General features: G+C 43.1%; 20 protein-coding genes. 5 read left to right on the forward strand and 15 right to left on the reverse strand.

Going from position 1 to position 23,905, the window contains the following annotated elements; all coding sequences use genetic code 11:
* Positions 1 to 12 precede the first annotated feature (12 nt).
* From DQQ10_RS03945 to corA, 3 genes are read right to left on the reverse strand one after another with little or no spacing between them, the layout of a single operon-like run.
* Positions 13 to 1,515, reverse strand: coding sequence for a cryptochrome/photolyase family protein (locus tag DQQ10_RS03945; protein WP_112745462.1), 1,503 nt, complete (start codon positions 1,513 to 1,515; stop codon positions 13 to 15).
* A 60-nt stretch (positions 1,516 to 1,575) separates the two neighbouring features.
* The gene (locus DQQ10_RS03950; protein WP_112745463.1) at positions 1,576 to 2,208 is read right to left on the reverse strand and encodes a deoxynucleoside kinase; all 633 of its coding nucleotides are present in this window, start codon (positions 2,206 to 2,208) and stop codon (positions 1,576 to 1,578) included.
* A gap of 44 nt (positions 2,209 to 2,252) precedes the next feature.
* Complete coding sequence (gene corA, locus DQQ10_RS03955) at positions 2,253 to 3,203, reverse strand: magnesium/cobalt transporter CorA (RefSeq protein WP_112745464.1); 951 nt, start codon at positions 3,201 to 3,203, stop codon at positions 2,253 to 2,255.
* A gap of 190 nt (positions 3,204 to 3,393) precedes the next feature.
* Here corA and DQQ10_RS03960 point away from each other — a divergent pair, with 190 nt between their 5' ends.
* The gene (locus DQQ10_RS03960) at positions 3,394 to 4,263 is read left to right on the forward strand and encodes a hydroxypyruvate isomerase family protein (RefSeq protein ID WP_112745465.1); all 870 of its coding nucleotides are present in this window, start codon (positions 3,394 to 3,396) and stop codon (positions 4,261 to 4,263) included.
* Positions 4,264 to 4,320: 57 nt separating this feature from the next.
* Here DQQ10_RS03960 and DQQ10_RS03965 read toward each other — a convergent pair whose 3' ends face one another.
* From DQQ10_RS03965 to DQQ10_RS03980, 4 genes are read right to left on the reverse strand one after another with little or no spacing between them, the layout of a single operon-like run.
* Complete coding sequence (locus DQQ10_RS03965; RefSeq protein ID WP_112745466.1) at positions 4,321 to 4,854, reverse strand: DinB family protein; 534 nt, start codon at positions 4,852 to 4,854, stop codon at positions 4,321 to 4,323.
* Between the two features lie 10 nt (positions 4,855 to 4,864).
* Positions 4,865 to 7,888 (reverse strand): ligand-binding sensor domain-containing protein, encoded by a 3,024-nt coding sequence (locus DQQ10_RS03970; protein WP_112745467.1) that lies wholly within the window; start codon positions 7,886 to 7,888, stop codon positions 4,865 to 4,867.
* A gap of 53 nt (positions 7,889 to 7,941) precedes the next feature.
* Positions 7,942 to 8,823, reverse strand: coding sequence for a fructosamine kinase family protein (locus tag DQQ10_RS03975; RefSeq protein ID WP_112745468.1), 882 nt, complete (start codon positions 8,821 to 8,823; stop codon positions 7,942 to 7,944).
* Positions 8,824 to 8,826: 3 nt separating this feature from the next.
* On the reverse strand, positions 8,827 to 10,902 hold the full coding sequence (locus tag DQQ10_RS03980) for a TonB-dependent receptor (protein WP_165823785.1): 2,076 nt from the start codon (positions 10,900 to 10,902) through the stop codon (positions 8,827 to 8,829).
* Between the two features lie 162 nt (positions 10,903 to 11,064).
* On the opposite strand from DQQ10_RS03980, the gene DQQ10_RS03985 reads away from it, so the two are divergent.
* On the forward strand, positions 11,065 to 11,274 hold the full coding sequence (locus tag DQQ10_RS03985; protein ID WP_112745470.1) for a hypothetical protein: 210 nt from the start codon (positions 11,065 to 11,067) through the stop codon (positions 11,272 to 11,274).
* Between the two features lie 19 nt (positions 11,275 to 11,293).
* Here DQQ10_RS03985 and DQQ10_RS03990 read toward each other — a convergent pair whose 3' ends face one another.
* The 3 genes from DQQ10_RS03990 to DQQ10_RS03995 all read right to left on the reverse strand — a co-directional run bounded on the left by DQQ10_RS03990 (position 11,294) and on the right by DQQ10_RS03995 (position 14,303).
* Complete coding sequence (locus DQQ10_RS03990; protein WP_112745471.1) at positions 11,294 to 12,523, reverse strand: 4-hydroxy-3-methylbut-2-enyl diphosphate reductase; 1,230 nt, start codon at positions 12,521 to 12,523, stop codon at positions 11,294 to 11,296.
* 116 nt (positions 12,524 to 12,639) lie between these two features.
* The gene (locus DQQ10_RS27850; RefSeq protein ID WP_165823786.1) at positions 12,640 to 12,813 is read right to left on the reverse strand and encodes a hypothetical protein; all 174 of its coding nucleotides are present in this window, start codon (positions 12,811 to 12,813) and stop codon (positions 12,640 to 12,642) included.
* A gap of 14 nt (positions 12,814 to 12,827) precedes the next feature.
* Positions 12,828 to 14,303 carry a Do family serine endopeptidase gene (locus DQQ10_RS03995; RefSeq protein WP_112745472.1) on the reverse strand — a complete coding sequence of 492 codons (1,476 nt, stop codon included), beginning with the start codon at positions 14,301 to 14,303 and terminating at the stop codon, positions 12,828 to 12,830.
* A gap of 662 nt (positions 14,304 to 14,965) precedes the next feature.
* Here DQQ10_RS03995 and DQQ10_RS04000 point away from each other — a divergent pair.
* A complete protein-coding gene (locus tag DQQ10_RS04000; protein WP_317047919.1) occupies positions 14,966 to 16,153 on the forward strand; it encodes a class I SAM-dependent rRNA methyltransferase in 1,188 nt (395 codons plus the stop codon).
* A 14-nt stretch (positions 16,154 to 16,167) separates the two neighbouring features.
* Here DQQ10_RS04000 and DQQ10_RS04005 read toward each other — a convergent pair whose 3' ends face one another.
* Positions 16,168 to 17,466: an amidohydrolase gene (locus tag DQQ10_RS04005; protein ID WP_112745473.1), complete on the reverse strand. Its 1,299-nt coding sequence runs from the start codon at positions 17,464 to 17,466 to the stop codon at positions 16,168 to 16,170.
* 59 nt (positions 17,467 to 17,525) lie between these two features.
* Between DQQ10_RS04005 and DQQ10_RS04010 the strand changes: the two genes are divergently transcribed.
* Together DQQ10_RS04010 and DQQ10_RS04015 are read left to right on the forward strand one after the other, a co-directional pair.
* The gene (locus DQQ10_RS04010) at positions 17,526 to 17,846 is read left to right on the forward strand and encodes a Rieske (2Fe-2S) protein (protein WP_112745770.1); all 321 of its coding nucleotides are present in this window, start codon (positions 17,526 to 17,528) and stop codon (positions 17,844 to 17,846) included.
* 53 nt (positions 17,847 to 17,899) lie between these two features.
* Positions 17,900 to 18,886 (forward strand): hypothetical protein, encoded by a 987-nt coding sequence (locus tag DQQ10_RS04015; RefSeq protein WP_112745474.1) that lies wholly within the window; start codon positions 17,900 to 17,902, stop codon positions 18,884 to 18,886.
* Here DQQ10_RS04015 and DQQ10_RS04020 read toward each other — a convergent pair.
* The 4 genes from DQQ10_RS04020 to DQQ10_RS04035 all read right to left on the reverse strand — a co-directional run bounded on the left by DQQ10_RS04020 (position 18,878) and on the right by DQQ10_RS04035 (position 23,709).
* The gene (locus tag DQQ10_RS04020; protein ID WP_112745475.1) at positions 18,878 to 19,915 is read right to left on the reverse strand and encodes an MBL fold metallo-hydrolase; all 1,038 of its coding nucleotides are present in this window, start codon (positions 19,913 to 19,915) and stop codon (positions 18,878 to 18,880) included. The two genes, DQQ10_RS04015 and DQQ10_RS04020, sit on opposite strands and share 9 nt — an antisense overlap.
* Positions 19,916 to 19,990: 75 nt before the next feature.
* The gene (locus tag DQQ10_RS04025) at positions 19,991 to 20,584 is read right to left on the reverse strand and encodes a hypothetical protein (protein WP_112745476.1); all 594 of its coding nucleotides are present in this window, start codon (positions 20,582 to 20,584) and stop codon (positions 19,991 to 19,993) included.
* A 21-nt stretch (positions 20,585 to 20,605) separates the two neighbouring features.
* Positions 20,606 to 21,409, reverse strand: a complete 804-nt coding sequence (locus DQQ10_RS04030) for a hypothetical protein (protein ID WP_133259525.1) — start codon at positions 21,407 to 21,409, stop codon at positions 20,606 to 20,608.
* A gap of 122 nt (positions 21,410 to 21,531) precedes the next feature.
* Positions 21,532 to 23,709: a TonB-dependent receptor plug domain-containing protein gene (locus tag DQQ10_RS04035; RefSeq protein WP_112745478.1), complete on the reverse strand. Its 2,178-nt coding sequence runs from the start codon at positions 23,707 to 23,709 to the stop codon at positions 21,532 to 21,534.
* Positions 23,710 to 23,905: the final 196 nt, after the last annotated feature.

Genomic DNA, 23,905 nt, shown 5'->3' on the forward strand with positions numbered 1-23,905 from the left:
ACTAAGAAAATCTCAACGACGTGTCGTGAAATTAATTTGCGTCGAATGTGGATGACGTAGGTGTGCTAAAAATTCGTCTGCTACTTTCAAATGACGCTGCAGTTTTACCTTCTCCATTTTTCCCAACAACGACACAATCATGTTCATCCGTTGGTTTTGACGGAATGTGTCTTGATTTTTGAAAATATAACGCCAGTAGAGTGCGTCCCAGATATCACACCACTTTCCTTTCTTGTAATCACTCATTTTCAGAATGTAGTTGGATCCGGAAACATACGGCTTAGTGGTGATCAATCCACCATCGGCATATTGACTCATGCCGTAAACATTAGGCACCATTACCCAGTCATAAGCATCGATGAATAATTCCATGAACCAATGGTACACGTGGTTTGGATGGAACTGACAGAGTTGCATAAAGTTTCCGAGAATCATCAGCCGTTCAATGTGGTGGCAATAACCTGTCTTCAAGATTTTTTTGATCGTAGCATCAATGGGCTCGATGCCTGTATCACCTGTCCAAAATGTTTCTGGGATTTTGTTTGAGAAATTCTGGCTATTGGCTGTTCTTTCGAAGACTCCTTCACGCATGTAAATTCCGCGCATAAATTCTCGCCAGCCAATAATCTGACGAATGAATCCTTCGAGACAATTTAGAGGATAATGGTAAGTATTCACGAATTCAAAAACTTTATCGACGATTTGTTTAGGTGTAAGCAGGCCGATATTCAGGGCCGGCGTAAGAACAGCGTGAAATAGAAATGATTCATTTCTTACGATAGCGTCTTCGTAATCGCCAAACGAATGCATTCGATGACGAAGGAAATCTTCTAGCGTAATGATAGCTTCTTCATGCGTTGTGGGATAAAGAAAACTTTCGCACGTGCCATAATTTTCAGCGAAATGTTGATTAGCATAATTCTTCGCTTCCTTGACGAAATCATTTTCGCGTGGAATATAGATCGGCGGAATAGAAACGTTCTTTCCTACTTTCTTCCTGTTTTCCGTATCAAAGCTCCACTTGCCGCCGAGAGGTCCGCCGCTTTCATCAAGCAATATTTTTAGCTTCTTTCTTTGTTGAATGTAAAAGTTCGCCATGAAGTATTTCCCGTTTGTCATAGACGCGAATTCTTCATCGGTAATCAGAAAGTTTGGTGTGCGATGGACAACAAGTGTAATATCATTATGACTACTGTATCTTTTTAGGCGCCGTGTTAAAAGATAGTCCACAGCTTCAACACAATGAATTGTGGTTACTCGTTTATTCCTTAACCCTTCAAATAAAGTTTTTAGGTTATCATGCTCCGCATGCTCTACGTAATGAACTTTGAAACCTTGATGCTTGAGTCGTTGCTCATAATATTTCATCGATGCACGATGCAATACTAATTTCTGTTTATGAAACTTAAATTGGGTGAAGTATAAGTGGTCTTCGATAAGAAAGACCTCAACATTCTTTTTTAACCAAGATGTTTCAGCGAACAGCTGATGCGGAAAAATGAGTGCTGCTTCCATGACAAGGAAACAGTTGTTGCACTGAATTGTTTGCTCAGTGTTACATCATTCACAAAACGATTAACTAAACAAGTTATTTAATTCGAGGTCGATCTTGTTTACGATAAAGGAAAAGTCGTCGATGCGCTCTACAAAGTCGAGATCGTTCACATCAATAACCAGGAGCTTGCCCAGTTTATAGTTAGCAATCCAGTTTTCATAGTGTTGGTTGAGATTTTTTAAGTAGTCAATTCGAATGGCGTACTCATAGTCCCTTCCACGCTTTTCAATTTGTCGAACAAGTTTTGGAATGTCAGCTTTCAGATAAATCAATAAGTCCGGCGGCTGCACAAACTTGATCATCGAATTAAAAATATCTTGATAACTCTGATAGTCGCGATCAGAAATGAACGCACTTTTGTGAAGGTTGGCCGCGAATATGTAAGCATCTTCGTAGATCGTCCTATCCTGAACGGTTGTTTTTTCACTTGCACGAATCTCATTCACTTGACGAAAACGACTATTCAGAAAGAAAATTTGCACGTGAAAAGCCCACCGTGGCATGTCTTCGTAGAAGTCGCGGAGATATGGATTGTTATCCACCGCTTCAATCAATGCTTCCCATCCATAATGTTTTCCGAGCTTCAAGGCCAGCGTTGTTTTTCCGCTACCAATATTTCCGCAGATGGCAATGTGCTTAGGCAAGGGTTTCATTTTGTAGTTGGTAAAGTGATTGTTGTTCAACTAGTGCTAGTTGATTAAAGCCATTTCTTTCGCTTGAAATACCAAAGAAAAAGTAATGAAGATAAAATCATCAATCCAATGGCAAAAGGATATCCCGCTAGCCAACTTAGTTCGGGCATGTGTTTAAAGTTCATCCCGTAAATGCTCGCAATCAAAGTGGGAGGCATGAACACCACGGTTACAACGGTGAATATTTTGATAACCGTATTTTGCTCGATGTTTACAAGACCGAGAAAAGTATTCTGTAAATATTCAAGTCGTTCCGATATGAACTGTGCATGTTGAAGGAGTGACCCAATGTCTTTGATGATAACTTTGAGTCTCTCATTCTCAATTTTGTTGAACTCCGGAATTCGAATCAAAGAACTAACGACACGTTGTTTCTCGGTTATGGTCTCGTGGAGCAGCATGGTGTTTTCTTGCAACTGCGCGATACCCAAAAGAAGATCTTCTTTTAGTGAGCGCCGCGATATCATTTCCTTACTGATCGTATTTACTTTTCTGCTGACGTTCTCGATCAAGTCGGCGTCGCTATCGATGCGTGTCTCTAGGATCGTGAGGAAAATATCGAGTCCGTGTTCCTTGGTGTCAGCGTTCATCGATTTAAGTTTCCTCACCGTTTCGGCAAAGATTCTTAAATCACCTTGACGGTATGTGAACAGCACGTTGTCTTTGAGAATGAACGTAACGTTTTGAACAGACATTTCGGCGTCAGCGCCGATGAAGCCAAGGTTAATCTCTATCGTTTCTTCCGTTTCTAGAAAGCGCGAACTGCTTTCGATTTCTTGCACCTCTTGGTACGTGAAGAACTCAATCTTATAGGTCCTCTCGATGAATTCTTTTTCTTCTTGCGAAGGCGACTGGAGATCGATCCAGATAATACTTTTCAATGCCGAAATTTCTTCCCGCGGCAGATTTTTGAACTGCTCTAGTTTGCCCTGCTTGATGGTATATACTCTTACCATAAAAATTGCCGCAATTTATGACCATTATCGTAAAAATCTGGTGCCTCTTATCGAAATGATGAGATGAAATGAATTGTTTTTACCGGCAACGTTCTTTCATCAAATCGCAGAAGTGTGGCTCACACAATTCAAAACGATTGCGTTAACTTAGGCTACAATTTTTGATCTCCCGAGTAAATTAGACCAACCCATGAAAGTCACGCGTAAACAAGCATTAAAAACGATGGCCGTCAGTGCATTAGGTACGTTCGCGATACCTTCTCTACGGGCTACTGCCGAAGAACTTCAACCGTTACCCTTGAAAGGAAATATCAATCACTCTGTATGCCAATGGTGCTATAACAGCATTCCTTTGGAAGACCTGGTCGTTGCAGCCAAAGCAATCGGGATCAGTTCTGTTGAGCTTTTGAACAGTGAACAATGGCCCACAGCATTGAAACATGGACTGACGTGCGCGATGGGATACGGCTCGAGCATTGGATTAAACCGCGGGTTCAACGATCCATCGCTTCATGACCAATTGTTAAAAGACTACACGCAGTCGATTCCGAAAGCCGCAGATGCCGGGATCAAAAGTTTGATCTGCTTCAGTGGAAACAGAAACGGACTCTCCGATCAACAAGGACTTGAGAATTGTGCCCGTGGTCTTGAGCCGGTGCTTAAGATCGCGCAGAAACACAACGTAAAAATTGTGATGGAACTTTTGAATAGCAAAGTTGATCATAAAGACTATCAATGTGATCGAACACCATGGGGTGTAGAGCTCTGCCAAAAGACGGGCTCTGAGAATTTTAAATTGTTGTATGACATCTACCACATGCAAATCATGGAAGGCGACGTAATTGCGACGATCAATAAATACAAAGATTTCATCGGACATTATCACACGGGTGGCGTTCCGGGGCGTCATGAGATTGATGAAACGCAGGAACTTTATTATCCGGCGATCATGAAGGCCATTGTGAAAACTGGGTTTAAAGGTTTTGTAGCGCAAGAGTTCATTCCGGCGCATGAACCATTAAAATCCTTGAAAGCTTCTATTACAATTTGTGATGTTTAGAATTTAATGGAGTGCACGACTGTGGTCTATATCTGGGGCTGCTTGTCGTGCACTTTATTAATGAAATGAATTGAGTAGTCTGCGCACTTGCGGCATGTGATGGCGGAAATGTTCACGTAAGAAACAAACGGCTTGCGCAGCATCAAGCCTCCCGGCGATATGATGCTTGAAGATCTTTTTACGAGCATGCTCACTCGGAATCGATGCAAGAAATTTTTTGAGGTCTGCTCGCGAATCATCCCACTTTAAGATAAGCTCATCAAACTTTAGTGAAGTTGGCGTACTTGCAACCAACGACTTTGGTGCAGTAAAGCGAAACACAGGAACGCGTTGTGAGAATTTTAGCAAAAGCATTTTCAGTACTTCTAGCGCTCCTGAATCGTCAAGTTTGTCTATTCCCAACGACTTCTTCTTCATGTAAAGCAGCGATAGTCTCTCTGCTGTGAGTAAATGGGCAACAAGTTGGTTGATAGACCATTTTCCCCGAATACGAATATTACGTTGTTCTTCGCTGAGCGCCCTCAGTTCCGCGACAAGAATTTTACGCTCAATTTCTAGCAGGTCGAAATATTTTTGAAAGTAAGCGTTCATGGTTGTAATACTAGAATGATTTTCTCTTTAGCGTAATCAGCGTGCCTGATTCATTTTGTAAAACAAACTTTCCTTGAATGGCCTCTGCTCTTCGTTGCATGTTTCTCAACCCGTTGCCTTTTCCGTTTCCGTTTACATTCAACCCTTTCCCGTTGTCGTGAATGGTCATTGTAAACTCATTCCCATGATTAGAAATTCGAACCAATACTTTTGATGCACCTGCGTGTTTTACAATATTGTTGATTGATTCCTTGAAGATCAAATAGAGATTTTGCTTTTGTGCAGGGTCAAGCGTGACCTTTTCGTTGATGCCGTCGATCTTAAAATCGAGCTCTATATTTTTAGTTTGAAAAAGCTCTGTCGCTAAATCTTTCATCCTAAAAATAAGGGCACCCATCGTATCACTACGATTGTCGATGGACCACACGATGTCGCTCATGGTGCTCACGACTTCCCTGCTGAGTGAATTGATATTCTTCAAATATCCAGTACCCTCTCCGTTGGCGGTGCCATTTTGAAGAAGATCTGAATAGATTGAAATGCGTGTAAGGCTCGATCCAACCTCGTCATGGAGATCGCTCGCGATTTTGTTTCTCAAGCGCTCTATCTTGATGGTTTGCGCCAGCCGGTACCGGTGAAGTGAATAGATAATTGCACCGACCACGACAATCATCATGGCGCGGAACCACCAGGTTTTCCAAAATGGCGGTGTGATCACGATGTGAATAGACTCGCCGGGATCGCTCCAATAACCATCGGGATTACCGGCGCGTACTCTGAAAGTATAATGGCCGGGGTCAAGATTTGTGTAAACCGCCTCGCGTTTAACATTTGCATCACTCCAACTATTGTCAAATCCTTCTAGCATATAGGAGTACTTGATTTTGTGCGGTGCGGTGAACTCAGGCGCTGTAAAGTTGAACGTGATATAATTTTCGTGATAATCTAAGGCAATGGAATTCTTTGCCGGAAACAATTTGTCATGAATGGTGTAGGATTCGATGATCAGCTTGGGTGGAATATTGCTTTCCTCTACGCGCGTTGGATCAAAGACATTAAACCCATTCACACCACCAAAGTAGAGCGCACCAGAAGAACTTTTTAATGCTGCATTGGTATTGAATTCATTGCTTTGTAAACCATCTTCGTATGTGTAATTTTTAAAGCGGTACGAAAGCGTGTAGAACTTATTTAAACCGTGATCACTGCTGATCCAATAATTCCCTTCGTCGTCCTCGAGAATATCATACACTACGTTGTTGTTTAATCCATCTTTTTCGAAGAAGTGTTTGAATTTTCCGGTTTTAAGATTTAAGCGATTTAAACCGGAGTTTGTACAAATCCAATAGATGCTATCATTCTGTTGCCGTATGCTCACAACAACCTGATCACTTAGTCCATTCTTATTTTTTCGATCATAATTGTAATTCGTGAAAACGCCACTCTTTTTGTCGAACCGACTCATGCCACCACCCCAAAAGCCAATCCATAAATACCCATGAGAATCTTTCATGATCGTGTTGAGGAAGTTTGATCCGATTGCTGTTGGATCTTCTTTTTTGTAGACATAGTTTACAACGGAGTCGCTATCTGGGAAATAATGAATGAGCCCGTTTTCATTTGTGCCAATCCATAATGTTCCATCGTCATTATCCAAAATCACTTCGCTGATCAATGCTACTTTGCCAAGCACCGAGGGATGTTTGTTGAGAAAGAAATCTGACTTACCCGTTTTTCGGTTATAGCGAATGAGGCCCATTTTAAAAGAGCCCAACCACAGGTCGTCGTTGCGCTGAACGATCTGATGAATATTTTCACCCAAGTTCCCGCTGTTGTCATGCACATTGACGTGACGGAAATTTTTGAGCACGGGGTCAAATACATTTAATGGTCCACTCTCGGTTCCAACCCAAACGTAACCTTCATCATCTTCGCAGAATGACCACACAACGTTTTGTCCCAGACTTTGTGCGTCATCAGGATTATGGCGATAAGTTTCAAATAGATTTTTTCGCGGATCGTATTTGTCGAGCCCATTGCCCGCGATCCAGACAATACCACTTCTGTCTTGCATGATTGCGTAGATGACATTGCTGCTAATGCCAGATTCTACACGGGGATTGTGTTGAAGGAACTCAACACGATCAGAATTATGATGATAAATTCGAAGTCCGCTGTTCGTTCCCACCCATGTATTTCCGGTGGCATCTGTTACGATTTTATTGACGTCGTTGGCCTCGAATCCGGGAAGGCGCGCAAACATTGTTCTGCTGGCGTCCAACTTCACGATGCCGTCGCCGTAGCTTCCGATCCACAAGTTTCTGTCATGATCTTCAGAGATGCTTGTAATACGTTTACCGCCATCGGTTCCGTATTCACTCTTCTCGTTGAAACGCTGAAAGTGAATTCCCTTTTCATTTTCAATCACTTTATTCAAACCGCCATTCCATGTTCCTACCCAAATGGTTCCGCGATGGTCACAATACAATGTGCGTACAGCGTTGTCGCTCAACGAATGTTTGTCGTCTTCATCATATTGAAATCTTTGAAACCGATTTGTTTTCGGATCGTAAAGGTTCAGTCCGCTATTCCACGATGATATCCAGAGTCGATTTTTTTTATCGCGGAGGATGTAGTTCGGTCTGTTGCCACTGATGGAATGTGGATCTTCACTGTTGTGATAGTATTGTACGAATCGATCTTCATTCCTCAAATATTTACACAGGCCTTGAAAAGTGCCAACCCAAAGATTCCCGTCTACATCTTCTTCGACAGTCCATACCCAATTGTGCGTGAGTGTTGTACTATCGAAAGGATTATTCTTGTAAACTTTAAACGTGTGTCCATCAAATCGATTCAAGCCGTCTTGTGTTCCGATCCACAAAAATCCGTGGCTATCTTGAAAAAGCCAGAAGGCTTGTGATTGTGAGAGGCCATCTTTAATGGTGTAGTGATCGAATCTAAAACTAGTTCCCTGCGCTAGCGCCAAATGGGCGAACGCCACTAGAAAGAGCAAGGAAAGGAGTTTTCTCACGGTGTGATAGTAAAACGAACCATGAAATTAATAAAAATCGAAACGCGAACGAATTACACAAACCTTTTTAAAATGTTAAGGATTTGCGACAGGTATCCCTGACCGAATAAATTGAGATGCACGAGCAAGGGATACAAATTGTAAAGGTCGATTCGTTCAAGCCAATTCTTTTCCAGCGGAAATACTTCGTTGTAGGACGATAGGAAGGACGGGTCGAAGCCGCCAAATAATTGCGTCATGGCGATATCTACTTCACGATGGCCATAGTAGACGGCAGGGTCAATCAAACAAGGTGCTCCTTGGGACGTGATTAGATTTCCACGCCAGAGATCGCCATGAAGCAACGACGCTTTTTCATTTGGAAGAAGCGATGATAGTTTCCGGTATAGCTTTTCGAATTTGCCAATGATCATGTTATCGGCCATGCCGTTGTCAACTGCAATTTCAACTTGCGCGTTCAAGCGCGTTGTGATCAAGAAGTCAATCCAGGAATTATTAACATGGTTTACTTGAGGTAGTGATCCGATATAGTTGTTATGATCTAAGCCAAAATGGGCGCTCTGTGTTTGATGAAGTTGGGCGAGCTTTCGACCGAACATCTTCCAGTAGCCATCCCGTTGGTTGGTGTCATCGATAAATGACAGCAAGATTATTTGATGTGTTTCGTTCTGCGCGGTGCCTAAAACAGTAGGAATGTAGAAAGCATTTGCCGCCGAGAGTAGTGCAAGTCCTTTTGCTTCGGCTTCGAACATTCCCGGACACTTGGATTGCAAGTTCCACTTGACGAAAAATATTCCATTCGAAGTGATAAGTTTTCCAGCGGTGTTTATACATCCACCAGAGATTTCTTTAAAGCCGGATATGGTAACGCGCGTCGAGAATTTATCAGTCAGAAACGATTCAATTGTGCTCCGAAGCGATGGCGGGACATTCATGGGCTAGAAGATCCAACCGGTCTTAACACCGGTATAGAAGTTGATGCCGGGCGCTGCGTTGTAGTACCGTCCTCCGATAGCGTTTAGATCGTTACCCAGGCTGTACGTTGCGTCGAGTACATTATCCACGCCGCCAAAGACGTCCAATTGAAAATGCTTCCACAGTTGCTTGTAACCGAATCGACCACCAAGAAGTTTATAGCCATTCGCATAATTCCTGTTCTCATCATCCAACGGGAGTTCATCTACATAGTTAAACGTGATGTGAGTATATAACCCCAATGATGTAATGACATCGAGCCCACACACCACGGCATGTGGAGGTGTCCCCGTAAGCATGTTACCAGACAAGTCGATGCTATTTTTGGTGTTGTTTTCAAAGGTGTCCTTCATGTAGTTGTCGAAAGTATAATGGCTCAGCGTGTATGCGGACCAAATCTTTAGTGATGTAAGAAAGCTACTTTCAAATTTCTCGGTCCAAGATAGTTTTGCTTCTAGGCCGCGCTGCAATGTGTTGCCGGCGTTTTCAAAATATTCAGCGTTGTCGTCTGTGCGGCGAATAACGATCGTGTTATCGAGCGTGAAGTGATAAGCGGTAATATCTGCTTCGAATTTTTCAGCAAAGAATTTTCCCTTCATACCAACCTCGATATTTCGGCCTTTTTCAGGTTTTAAATCTGTATAGAATGCGCCCGTAGATGGATAGATCTCTTGCGTTGTTGGGGGTGAAAAACCAACGCTATAGCTAGTGTACAGCGAGAGACCTTGGTTGATTTTCTTCAACAGCGCAATTCGTGGAGACAACACAGGGTCAAAATCGGTTTCACCTTTTTCTGATGGTGTTGTTGACAAACGAACGAAATCAATCCGTAGTTTATTGATACTTCCGCCAACCGTGAGAAAGAAGTCTTTTGGTAAAAAAAATTCACTTTGAACGAAAGCGAAGTAAGTGGACGTTGTGATTTCATCCGCAGATTGCAAAGCGGCAGTTTTTCCCTGCGCGTTATCATACACATTTATCGGACTAAAGCCATGTTGATACTCTCCACCAAAGTTTAGTCTACCACGTTTGAATTGATACGTTGTATTTGTGCGCGCACCGAAACTTTGTTCGCTACGGCGTTCGAAATTTCGGATGGCGGGGTTTTTTAAATTCGTAAACGAGCCATAAATACCCGTTTCATTCGACCATTTTTTTCGTTCGATTCGATGGTGGATGCCGCCGTAAAAGGTCTGGTTATAGATAGCAGCCTTCTGTTCTATTGCGCCCGGATTTGGGCCTCCGGCAGGGCGTGCTTTTGTAGGATCAATGTTGAATTGTTGCAGCGTGAGGGCACCCGGTGTTTGGTAACTCAGATCGCTGTAGATAAAATTGGCGGAGAGACTTCGGTCGTCATCGGTGTGTATTTCTGCGAGGCCCTGGAAAACATCACGTGTCATCGCAGTCTGTTCTCGATAGCCGTCTGATTCGACGTGACTATGAAGTAATTTTACGGTAGCCTTACCGTTGTGTGCGATACCCTTTAACCCATAACCTAAAAGACCATAGCTTCCAGTAGTCACCGAAGCCTCTACCTTATTGCGATTTTCGGCATTGCTTTTCAACAGCAATACGCCGCCGGTGCCTGCGCCGTAGATGCTGGATCCTGGGCCCTTAACAACTTCCAATTCGTCAACACTATTGAAGTCGAGAACGTTGATGTAGGTGTTCCCACCGGGGTCCGTTAACGGAAGGCCATTCCAATAAAGCTTTACATTTCGGACGCCGAAAGGGGATCTGATAGCGCTACCGCGCAGCGATAATCTGTAGCTTCCTGGAGATCGTTCTTCCATGCGTGCCCCCGGAATGGTGTTGATGGCAGGCAGAAAGCTGATGTCATTAAAGCGCTGCAGGTCGGCACTACGCAGCGATCCCACCGCGAGTGGAACTTCCAAAATGTTTCGGTTATAGCTGTAGCCCTCAATTACAGCCTCCTCAAGCACGAACGTAGAGTCGGTTATCGCGTATACCGAGTCTTGACAGAATGCAGGAATCGCTGGTAATAGGGCACAAAGGAGGAGCAATTTTCTTAAGAACATGAGGGACGTTTTTACTACGGCCAAAAATAAGCCGGCAGTGTCACCCATGACAATCTCATACCAAATTTAATCGGTTGGCGTAGTATTTGCGGAAAAAGAACTAAACTGCTATTAGTTGGGTTATCTTTACGTTCGAAAGCATCACCAATAAACAATCAGATCATGGGAAGACCTCCTGTATTACCGAAGAAGAAAAAAGACGGATTTTGGCTTGAAATACGCAATAAAGGGGCAAAAACTGGTACGATTATCATCCGTGACACGCAAGAAGCGATGATGCAAGCTGCTCGGCAATACCAAAATACTAAGGACGTAATTCTACTTGGCGAGCATAAAAACGGCAAGAAAGTCGTTGCCAAAGGCGCCGCTTAAATAATTTTTGCAAACAATTTTAAGCACCCTTCTCGAATTCTTTTAAGACTTCTTGAAGGGATTTGCTGTTTTCAAAAAAGGCTAAAAGTTTCAGCATTACCCGGTCTACCAGCGTATCTGGACAAGATGCGCCACTGGTGAGTACTATTTTCGTGACCGGTTTTTCCGGTAGGAAGTTCGTTGTAAGAATCTTTTCCTTTCGATGATAGTTAAAATGCTGGATTTCATCTTTCGAGATAATTTCTCTCTCGGAATTAATAAAGTACGTTTTAAATTTTCGCTCGCACAGCTCAACAATGTGTGATGTATTCGAGCTGTTGTATCCACCTACAACAATCGCAAGATCTGCATCTGTATGGAGGAGTTGATAAGTGGCGTCTTGGTTATCGTTGGTTGCGTAACACAACGTATCACGTGTATCCGCGAAGTGATCTTTAATCTTATCTACGCCGAATTTTGTGATCATCAACTGACGGAAATAATCTGCAATACCTTGTGTTTCTGTCGCGAGCATGGTTGTCTGATTGACCACTCCTACACGATTGAGATGAACGGAAGGATCAAAACCATTGGAGACTTTTCCTTCAAAAGCTGACAGAAGTTCTGGTGCAGAACTACTCCCTTCGATGAACTTACCGATGATTTTGGCGTCCTCCATATCGCGTACAATAATGGAAGGTGCTGCCGCTGACGCATGCGAAAAAGTAGCGCGTGTCTCTTCATGTTTTGGCTTGCCATGAATGATCACAGAATATTTTTCGTCTCCTAACTTTTCGGATCGATTCCATACTTTCTCAACAAAGGGACAAGTTGTATTGTATTTCTGCACTTCAATGCCCTTGTCGAGCAGTAAACTTTCCATTTCGATGGTTGTACCAAAGGCTGGTACGATAACAATATCATCAGCATTAAGCGCCTCCCATGGGATGAATTGTTTGCCATCGGTGTCCATGATAAATTGGATCCCACGACTTTGCAAGTCGGCATTCACTTCTTGGTTGTGAATCATCTGGCTTAGCAAATAAACACGCTTGCCAGGATTTTCTTCCAATGCTTTATAGCTAATTTCTATAGCGTTTTCAACACCATAACAGAATCCAAAATGGCGTGCGAGAAAAAATTGCACTGGACCAAAGTCCAAGACAGTAGGCGAAAAATCCTGTTTGCGCAGGTCTTTTAGTCGACGCGATTCTTTGATCTTACCAGTGATCGAAGACCTGTAATAGGCAGGGATATCAAATTTTTTGATGGCCGTAAAATTTTAATACGAATCGCAAAAATAGCGATTTGTCTGGCAAGCGTGAAAAAGGAAATGGTTAGCACTTCGAAATTGATGGCCGAAATGCTAACCATGTGAATTTAATATTATGCTGCTTTGGAGAGTTTATCTTCCTTGATCTTGTTGATGCGGATTTCCTTCTTTTCCAAATCAAACCACTTTACTTCTACAAAGTTGTTTTTGATGTACTTTAAAACCTCCATCACTTTACCATCAATTTTGCTGCGAACGCGTTCGCCTTTTCTAAACAATCTCCTCATAACATTATATGGGTTTACATTCTAAAAGCGTAGTTAAACTCTCTTGGTGAGTTTTGGTAAACACCCGAGAGAATTACCAAGTCTCCTTCTTTTTTCTTCTTGAGAAGCGAGGTAAAGTCTTTAACGTTTTTAATCGGCTCATCGTTCACACTCGTAATAATGAACCCTTCTTGAATATCCGTGTACTTTGCCAACTTCCCATGCCCGAGGTCTTTTACCCGAACACCGTTCTCAATATCTAATTTTTTCAGAACATTTGCATCAATATCTTCAACTTCGAGGCCAAGAGTTGCAAAACCTCCCTTTTCTTCTGGTTTAACGGTTCCAGTCGATCCATCTTTACCAGTTAATGTTACGGGAAGGGTAATTTCTTTCCCATTTCTATTGACGATCACGTTTACCTTATCCCCAGGACGACGACGTCCGATGTATTCGATTAACGCACTGTTTGTACGGATCGGTGTCTCATCAATCTTCACAACAACGTCACCTTCCTTCAGTCCTGCAGTTTTCGCCGAGCTGTTCTGAGCAAAGCCCGATACATAAGCACCTTCGTTAACTTTCAAATCGTACTCTTTAACAAGTTCATTGTTGACGCTTCCAATGCTTACACCCAACCAACCACGCTGAACCGTTCCGAATTTTACGAGATCTTCAACAATTTTGTTTACGATATTAGAAGGTACTGCAAAACCGTATCCGGAATACGATCCTGTAGGACTCGCGATCGCTGTGTTAATACCCAAAAGACCTCCATTCAGGTCAACCAACGCGCCTCCACTATTTCCAGGATTGATCGCTGCATCGGTCTGGATAAACGATTCAATAGCCGTATTACCTTCGCCATTATTATGATTGAGAATATTGATGCTTCTCCCTTTCGCACTGATAATACCGGCCGTTACCGTTGAATTTAAATTGAAAGGATTTCCTACCGCCAAAACCCATTCACCAACTTTCGATAAGTCAGAATCAACAAAGGCTAAATAGGGTAGTGCTTTTTCATTGATCTTAATGACAGCAAGATCGGTGTCTGGATCTGTTCCAATGACTTCAGCGCGATACGTTCGGTTGTCGGCAAGTGTAACATCGACCGCGTCGGCATCTTGTACAACGTGGTTGTTGGTAACGATGTAGCCATTTTCATTAATGATCACACCCGAGCCGGCGCTTTGGCTTGGACCTTGTTGCATGCGTGGGCCAAAAAATTCTCTAAAACCTTCTGGAATTTCTTGGCTTTGCGGAACGCGACGAGCTTCACTTGTCGATTTGATATGTACAACGGCAGCGGTAACACGCTCTGCAGTTTTCGTGAAATCGAGCGGAACCGCTTCTCCTTTTTCGTTAACCGTATACGCTACTTTCGAGGTCGGCAATTGAGACAATGTCTGAAATTTAACCCCTTCATCTTTTTTTAGAAATTCAAATGTGGCAACAGTACTTGCACTTCCGAGTACAGCCGCTAGAAATAATGAAGCAAATCTTTTCATATGTTTTTTAAGATTTTATCCTGTGATTGTTAAACAAAAAATAAGCAAACCTCGTGCGAAAGAAATTTTGTCAGCTATGGTTTGGGTTTGCATGTGTCGGCAATGACTTTTTTACTGCCCGATGAATTAATTACGAAAAAAATTCCGCTCAAGTTCACGGTGTCTGACAAGTTTACACCAGCGGTTGATTTGTGACATGCGATTAAACTTTGCAAGATGATCATTGGATTTCAAATTTTGTCCCACCCGAAAGATGATGTTACTGTCGAAAAAGTTTTCGGCGTGCATGGATTTTAGTTGTCGAAATATCCTCCATTACACGTTCGTTAGGTAATGTTTTTTGTCACCCCCGTTGCGTGATTTTCAGGGGTATTAACATTAATTAACGAAAATCGTCGCTACTAAAGTAAACTCAAATTCGTCCCATCCGTAAAGCGACGTAATGGACAACCTATACCCTACCTACGTGCAAAGTACTTCTAACCATGAAAAGGAAAGTGCCCATCGAAAGCTGAAGCGACTCAAAGTTTTGCTTATTGTTTGGTTGCTCACTTTCATCATTACCATCGTCTGGTTTTCTGTCAGTTAAAACCGACAAGCCGGTTCCTGTATTCCTTTTTTTCTGTTGAACTGCTTACTTTTGTCCCTCGATATTCGGTACCATGGTGATAGCAGGAAAAGTAGTTTTAAAAAAAGGTAAGGAACATTCAATTCAGAGATTCCATCCATGGATTTTTTCAGGTGCCATTCAAACAAAGGAAGGCAACCTCGAGGATGGCAGCTTAACGGAAGTATTAGACTTTAAGAATAACACCCTTGGTTTTGGACATTATCAAAATGGAAGCATCGCGGTTCGTATGCTTTCTTTCGAAAAAAAATCTCCGGACGTAAAACTCTGGCAGCATAAATTGACAACGGCTATCCAACTTCGTCAAAGTGCTGGCTTGCCTTCCAAAACCACGAAAGCTTTCAGACTCATCCACGGGGAAGGTGACGGCCTTCCGGGACTCATTATAGATTACTACGACGGCGCTGCGGTAATGCAAGCGCATTCTGTGGGGATGCATTTATACCGACAGGAAATAGCAAATGCACTTAAGGAAACAATGGGTGATGACCTCAAAGTCATTTACTATAAAAGTCAGTCGACGGTGCCGGGGAAACTACGTGACGCCGAGTTGGACGAGTATCTCCACGGAATGGGTGTTGTTCCGCATGTCATTCCTGAGAACGGCAACAAATTCTATGTCGATTGGGAAGAAGGTCAGAAGACTGGATTTTTTCTTGATCAACGTGAAAATCGCAAGCTTCTTGGCGATTACGCGGTCGGCAAAAAGGTGTTGAATACATTCTGTTACACTGGCGGATTTTCTGTTTATGCCTTGAATGCCGGGGCGAAACTTGTGCACTCTGTCGATGCATCTGCCAAAGCTGTTGCGCTGACGGAAAAGAATATTGAGCTTAATGGCTTCAATGCGGAGATTCATAAATGCTTCGCGGTAGATACTTTTGACTTTTTAAAGGGTAAGGACGGGGAGTATGATGTGATCATTCTTGATCCGCCCGCATTTGCAAAACATCGTGATGCGCGACACCAAGCCGTCCGTGGCTATCAGCGGCTTAACGCAGAGGCTATGCGCGTAATTAAGCCTGGCGGAATTATTTTTACATTCTCATGCTCACAGGTTGTTGATCGTCAACTTTTCTACGATACGATTGTGTCAGCAGCAATTCAAGCGGGAAGAAGTATTAAAGTTCTTCACCACTTGACACAGCCTGCAGACCATCCCGTCTCTATTTTCCATCCCGAGGGCGAATACTTGAAAGGGCTGGTCCTGTACGTTGAATAAGACCAAATCTGTTGCTATGGTTGATGCATGTAATCTAACGTTACCATCAACATCGCTTTGAGTCCGGGTAACATCCCACGTTCGTCCATCATGAAATCGGGTGTATGGTGTGACGGTGCCTTCGCGGGATCAACCTCTGGTGGGCACGCGCCAACAAAGAAGAAGAAGCCCGGCACTTTTTGTTGAAAGAATGCGAAATCTTCCGCGCCTGTATCAGGAGAAATGCGAACGACATTTTGTTCACCAACAGCTTTCACTAAACTACTGGCTACTTTTTCTGTGACTACCGCATCGTTAAACGTGACGGGAGTTTTGTTAATGATCTCGACTTCTGCTTTTGCTCCCGCACTTTCTGCAATGAGTGTCGCTGTTCTTTTAATTTTTTCATGAATTTCTTTTTGCATAGCTGGATCGAACGTTCGAATCGTTCCAGACATCTCTGCTGTTTCTGGAATTATATTTTGTCTGATACCAGCATTGATCATCCCTACTGAAATAACAGCGGGCTCTTTTGTGAGCTGAGTTTGTCTGCTGATGATGGTTTGAAGACCGTTGATAATTTGTGCGGATACAACGATGGGATCTACGCCCAACCAGGGTGCGGCACCATGTGCTTGCTTACCGGTTACTTTGATCGTAAACCAATCTGAAGAGGCCATCATACCGTTGGGTTTGAAGGCGATCTGTCCAAGTTTACGAATACCTTGAATGTGCAATCCGAAGATGACATCGACCTTCGGATTTTCGAGCACACCCTCTTCAACCATGAGTGGTGCGCCTCCTTTTTCTCCTGCTGGCGGTCCTTCTTCGGCAGGTTGAAAAATGAACTTGATAGTACCCCGCAACGATGTTTTATTCTTCACAAGAATCTCCGCGACGCCCATTAGAATCGCCACATGCGAATCGTGACCACAAGCATGCATCACACCCGTTTCTTGTCCATTGAATGTCGTCGTTTCCTTTGATGCAAAAGGAAGATTGTTTCTTTCTGTTACAGGCAAAGCATCCATGTCGGCACGAAGCGCGATCACAGGCCCAGGCTTTCCTGTTTTCAGCAAACCCACAACGCCGGTATGTGCAATACCGGTCTGGACTTCTAGTCCAAGGGCTCTTAAATGTTTTTCGACGTAAGCTCCCGTCTTGAATTCGCGGTTCGACAACTCAGGATATTGGTGGATGTGACGTCGCCATTCGATGACTTTCCCTTCCAGTTGTTGTGCTTGTGCGAGTACTTTGGTTTGTACTTTCTCGTTTACTTGCCCAGTCGCCGTGAAGGAGCCAACGATTAGCAACAAAAAAAGAATGCTTTTCATGATAATGTGTTTGCTGGCAATCAAGATAGAGATAAATTCAATTGGAGATCAAAACGAACATGGAGTGGATAAAAATTTTTCCAAGTCTTGAGGAGGCACATCGACGTATTCAAACTGGCAAACCACAGTTGTTGATTGTCAATGGAAAACGAATCTGCTTGGCACTCCTTGACAACGGCTTTTTTGCAGTTCAAGATGCATGTTCTCATAACGGTGAGTCGCTGAGCAAAGGAAATATTAACTACTTGGGGGAAATTATTTGCCCGTGGCACAACTACAGATTTGATCTTCGGAGCGGTAAAGCATGCGATTCGTCATCGGCAGATCTTAAAACTTATCCGATTAAAGTGAACGAAACAGGATTTTTTATTGGAATTTGAAATAGATTGGATGATCTTTTCGTTGAAATTTCAGTACCCAAACCGAATAGACTGTGAGGTTCTTCATTATCGCGTTGTTTCTTTCTGTCAATGTTTTTGGCCAAAGTGCAGCAGAGAATATCCAATGGATTGATCAACTAAATTTATCAGGAGGCTTTCCGGAGAAACTTTTATCCACACGCACAGCGGTTTTTTACGACTACCGATTTAACGCAAAAGACAGGACCGACGCACAATCCTATTTTCAACGTACCGGCATTGATGCGGTAGTATATTTTCAGTTGGATATGTTAAAAGCAGGCGCTGATCCAAGCCGGGCATTTTCTGATTTTTTAATGAAACGCGAAATTCAAAATCTTGTCTTTATGGAAATTCGCGATGATGCAACGTATCGATTGACAGTAACACTTTTTAATGGGAAGGAAACGATTGTTGACCCAAAACAAAATGCTTGGTCTACATCAAACAAAGTATGGACCGAAGCACTGAAAACAATGTATCGATCTGTTGGTGGACTCAAGAAAACCAATCTTTTGATCAATGATTTTCCGGAAATGGATGGTAAAGTGGAGCCGATTGTCGGAAGGCGTAATGAATTCTATGCGATCGATTTGAAAGTTGATCCTTTGGCCGTTCCAAAAACTGGTGATGCGGCGGTTGATGCTGCCGTGGAAGAGATTTTCAAAGCAAATTATCCATTGAAATATAAAATGACGGAGCCGGGTCTCACGGAAAAAGAACTCCGAAAGCAAGGTAGCTTGTATGCGTTGTGTTACATTAAATGCCGTGCCGCTGCAGCAAAAGAATTACTCGGGTACGACATGACGAAATCAGAAAGCGCGCTGGTATCTGTTACCTATTCTAGTGGGCAAGCGCAATTGAAAAACATTCCATCCAATACAGTTGTTTATAAATTTTATTTTAAACACATCGATTCGGGAAATGTGTTCTTAGGAACCAAGTGGGATGCTGATTACACCTTTGAGCAAGCGTTGCTAAATCAACTGAAAGGTTTAAAAGCCGAATTGAAATTAAACTGATGGATAATCTTTAAACGACCCTTCATCAAGCTTAATGAATTGATGCAGCGGAATGTGTTGGGCTTTCAACGCTACTTGTAAATCCTCCTGCGCATCTTGCTGACCTTCGTCACCCAACGGAAATGTTCCGAAGTGAGAAGCGATACTATGACTTGCTTTTACATCACGATGAATTTTAACGGCCTCTTCCGGAGAGCAGTGAACGGGAGACATAAACCATTGTGGCTTGTATGCGCCAATCGGTATTATTGCAATGTCTATCGATTGAATACGGGCACCGATTTCAGAAAACGTTACTGGGTTATAACCTGTGTCGCCTGCGAAATAAAATGTGTGCGATCTTGATTTAAATACGTATCCACACCAAAGGGTTTTATCACGGTCTAAGAAACCACGTCCGGAAAAATGTTGTGCGGGTACCGCGGTGATCGATATATCTGCCGCCGCCGTTGATTGCCACCAATCTAACGTTTGCCATTTTGAAATTCCGATTTGCGTTAGGTAAGGCCCGACGCCAAGCGGAACAATAAACAGAGGATCATAATTTTTTTTAAGGGCGACAACTGTTGATTTATCGAGGTGATCGTAATGGTTGTGACTAAGCAACACCAAATCGATTTTGGGGAGGTCTGCGAATGCTATCCCAGTAGGTCGCATGCGCTTTGGACCGGCAAAAGAAAATGGACTCACGCGTTCACTAAAAACAGGGTCTGTCAAAATATTCACACCCGATGTTTGTATTAGGAAAGAAGAATGATTTATAAAAGTGACGCGTGTACCTGACGTAAATTTTTCTGCAGGCTTATGCTGCTTAGCATCCGATGTTTTAATCCATAGTCCACGCTCGCGATGTCTCATCCATTGAATCACCCCTTTCAATCCGCGAGGTTGGATGTTTCCGGGATTATTAAATTTCTTTCCATCGAAATGATCAGACACGGGTCCGCGGTAAACTGGCGCGGAAATAATTGCGCCAATGATTATTACCATTAACGCGAAAACAACCGGAGCAAGCAGAATGTATATCATGGATAGATTCGTGATTAAAAAACAAAAGGAGTCACGTTAAGATGACTCCTTCGTTAAGACGCGTATCAATATTTTTTATTGCACCATTTTTGCGATTTCCGTAACGGGAATGGTGTTGGCCAATTTAACCATGTCGGCTTCGCTAATGTCTTTCGCCGTGAATGTAATTAGCGTGGAATTTAGCGGAAGCTGTAGGGTGTAGTCTGTTTTGTTAGTCTCAGTGTCTTCTGTTTTTTGAAGAACAGCTTTGTACCCTTGCACTTTGATAATCTTTTGCGTTCCATCGCTGGAGTTTCCAACAAAAGGAATTGATAAAATTGCATTGATGGAAGCTACGAGTGGTGAGTTGCCCATAATTTCAATGTTCGCGGTCTTGTCGGCAGTGCCATAATCGCGATGAATTAACACACCCGTTAACCCAGTATTCGCCGTGACGTTGTCGGCTTTCGGATTTGATGCGCGCATATCCATTTTAGTGGGCAGTATTTTTAGAATTTCTTTCCCAACAAGGAGGTCAATGTCGGTGAGCATTTGTTGCATCGCGAACCGCGCGTCTTCGAGATTTCCCGCGTTATAGGCTGTGCGTGCTGATGCGAGATCTTTATTGAAATCTTGAGCAGTAGCTGATACTGCCGTGAGTAATGTGATGATTAAAAAAATATTCTTCATGATAATGATGTCTGGTAGTGATTACTTCTCTCCTAATGTTTTGATCAATCCGTCGATATCAAAAGCATTTGCTGCCGACATGACTTCTTGCTCGGTGGCAAAATTGACGGCGTCCCAAACGATAAGCGATGTTTGACCGAGCGGAACGCTCAACTTATAACCTGTCGATTCATCATACTCGATGACAGCGCGATGACCTTTCACTTTTGTTTGTTTCCATTTTTGCTCGCCACCTGTTTGTTGCGCATATCCGCCATTCGCGAGATACATGTTCACAGCCGACATCCACGCAGAGTTGTTTGCAATTGTGGTACGAAGCTGTTTGTCGTCTTTAAGATATTCACGTTGGATTGTAAGGCCGGCCCAGCCCCATCCCGTTGATGTGACTTGGTCAGATTCTTTTTGGCTGGGTAGTCCGGAAACACTTTCGGGAAGGGATTTCAAAACTTTGTTTCCAATTTCAAGTTCGACGCCAAGCATCGCTTGTTGAACAGCGTACCGCGCTTCTCCATAACTACTGGCTTTGTATGAAGTTTCTGCGTCGGCAAGATTTGCCTTCACATCTGGTGGCGTTGTGATAAGTCCGCCTCCACCTTTATTGGAAGGATTGCCACTGGAAGAGTTTGAATTGCCGGAAGAATTTCCGCTGCTATTTCCGGAACTTTGGTCATCGGGCACACCTGCTTTTTCTTTCGCTTTTTTCTCTAGTGCCTTTTCCGCAGCTTGCTCGGCCTTTTGTTTGAGTTTTCCCATTAGCCCTTGTGCATTTGCTGAGAAAGAGATCAGCAGCACGGCTAAACCCGCCAGTAGAATTTTAGACTTCATAAGTTTAGATGGATTGAATATTTCATCGAATCTAAAAGTACGAAGAAAATGAAATTCGGTTTCGGCAAACAAAAAAAAAGGGCGCCCGAAGACGCCCCATTATCATGTGGATAGACACATTATCAATTGATGTTAACTGCTGCGCCGAGTAAATACACTCCGCCGATTTTGTCAGTGCCGAAGTATTGGCGTGTTTCTGAATTTAAAATGTTACGGCCGTTCGCGAAGATGTTGATCTGTTTTGTGATCGCATAATTCACTTTTAAGTTAACCAACATGGTGCTTTTGATATCGCCGGCTTTACTTGTATTGAGATCATCTGATGCAGCATATTGACGGTGAGACGAGAAGAAATATCCGTTCAAGTTAATGTTGAATTTTTCAGAGGCTTTAAAGTTGATTAGGTATCCTCCATATACCGACGGCGTATGCGTATGCTTGCTGTCGTAAAAAGTCACATCAAATTTTGCAGGGTCGTAATAATCTGAATTCGGGTTTGATGTTTCTGGCGTCGTTTCCGTATTCAGCAGATCTTCTGTTTCCGTTTTTTGAATTGTGAAGAAAGGTTTGATCTGAATTTTTTCATTTGGAACATAATTGATCGAGAACGTAGCACCAATTTGTGTGGCGGTAGTAGGCACATTTCTGAATTGCTGCTGGTTGGGGACGTACACGCCGGGAATTGGTTGAGCGACGTTGGTCACGAGTATCGCGTTGAAATCTTTTGCATGTTGACGGAAGATATCGAAATCGAGCTGCAGTCCTTTTGTAAGTTGAGTTCTGAACCCAACCTCAACCATATTTACGGTTAATAATTTTACTTCTTCGTTTCCGGAGCGAACGACATTCAACCCAGGGATAACGACCACCAAGTTTAAGTTATTCACGCCAATGAAGGAACCACTGTTAGAACGTGTGACCGCCGCGCGAATTAGATTCTTGTCGTTGATTTTGTAGGTGCTGGCGAACTCATAAGCAAGGTAAACATCATCTGGTGATGAGAACTTATCGGCACGTACTGCAGCGACAATGCGAAGGTTTTTTACTGGACGCACATCAGTTCTTAAAAATCCAGAGGTGGTAGAGATCGATGCTGATGTCCCATTGAGAAATGCTTCGCGCTTTTCAAGATCGTTCGGATCATAATAATCGGTATCATCATAATTTACGTGTTGAAAACTGAAGCCCGGAACAATGCTTGCTTTTTCTCCGAGCTTAATTTCGTACTCAGCGCTCACATCTGAGATCGCGAAATCGTATTCATTTGGAGGTGCGTTCACATTCAAATCGTCATGGCCATTTTGATATTGCCCGCGAATGTGAAATCCATAAGCTTGCGCGCTAAGGTTAATGTACTTGCTATCGGTCTCACCTGTCGTGTACGGAGAACCATTTACTGAACCAAGGAAATTCTTTTGTGTTGTTGCATCTTGAAGGCCGAGGCTCAAGTCGAAATTGAGTTTATCACTTGGTGCGAAATTCAAAAATCCATTCACACCCCATTTCTCGAGCGCTAGTTTTGTGTCTTTAAAACGAAGGTTAGCAGCGGTAGAACCAAAGACGTCTTCTGCACTTGAATAGCTGTCATCTACAGGTTTGTAGTAGTCATCATCGAACCGCTCGCGATTTTGATAGTTCGCTGAAACGATGAAGTTGAATTTCTCACGAAGACGTGCACCTACTGAACCGTTTACGATTGTAGTCATAGGCGTTCCAGCAGAAACAGATGCGTTGGTGTAAAAGCCATCCTTCTCAATGCGTTTTGTAATGATGTTGATGACACCTGTTACGGCATTTGGTCCGAACAAGGGAGCCGATGGACCGCGCACAATTTCTATTCGTTCTACATCGTTGAGGTCGACTGGAATCGCTTCCCAAAATGTGCCGCCCAGATTGTGATTGAACACAGGCCGATTGTCGATCATCACAAGTGTAGTAAGATTCGATTTTGTGAAGTCTTCGCTCGTGCGCAGGATGTTGTCGAACCCTCGAAGGTGTATGTCGTAAACACCATTGGTTTGCTCACGAACAATTACACCAGGCGCGAGGCGCAATGCTTCCATAATACTAGTCGCACCCGATTTGTCGATATCGGCACGCGTGATGGTATAACTTGAAAGCGGCGCATCAAAGAGTGTCTCATCTTTTTTGGAAGCGGAGTTAATGGGTACGTTCATTAATTCTTCCAAGGACAGAGAATAGAGATCGACATCTTCGGCAGGTTGTTGTTCCTGCGCAAGCGTGGGTAGCGCTCCGAACAGGAAACAAAAAAGTAAGGAATAGTAGAGATGTTTTTTCATATTGTTTCTTTTCGATTAACAAAGATAATCAACCAGTTAACAACCGAACGTTAATAACTTTGAACATCGACTTCCGAACTTACACTTGCGCTATTAGCGCTTAACCCTCGGTTAATACCAGGTCAACTTACATAAGTTACGCAACTGCTTCGTTTGTAATAATCATGACTAAACGAAATTTGCTTGGTACTCCAAC

Origin of the sequence: Pseudochryseolinea flava (genome assembly GCF_003286915.1) — a bacterium.
GTDB lineage: Bacteria > Bacteroidota > Bacteroidia > Cytophagales > Cyclobacteriaceae > Ohtaekwangia > Ohtaekwangia flava.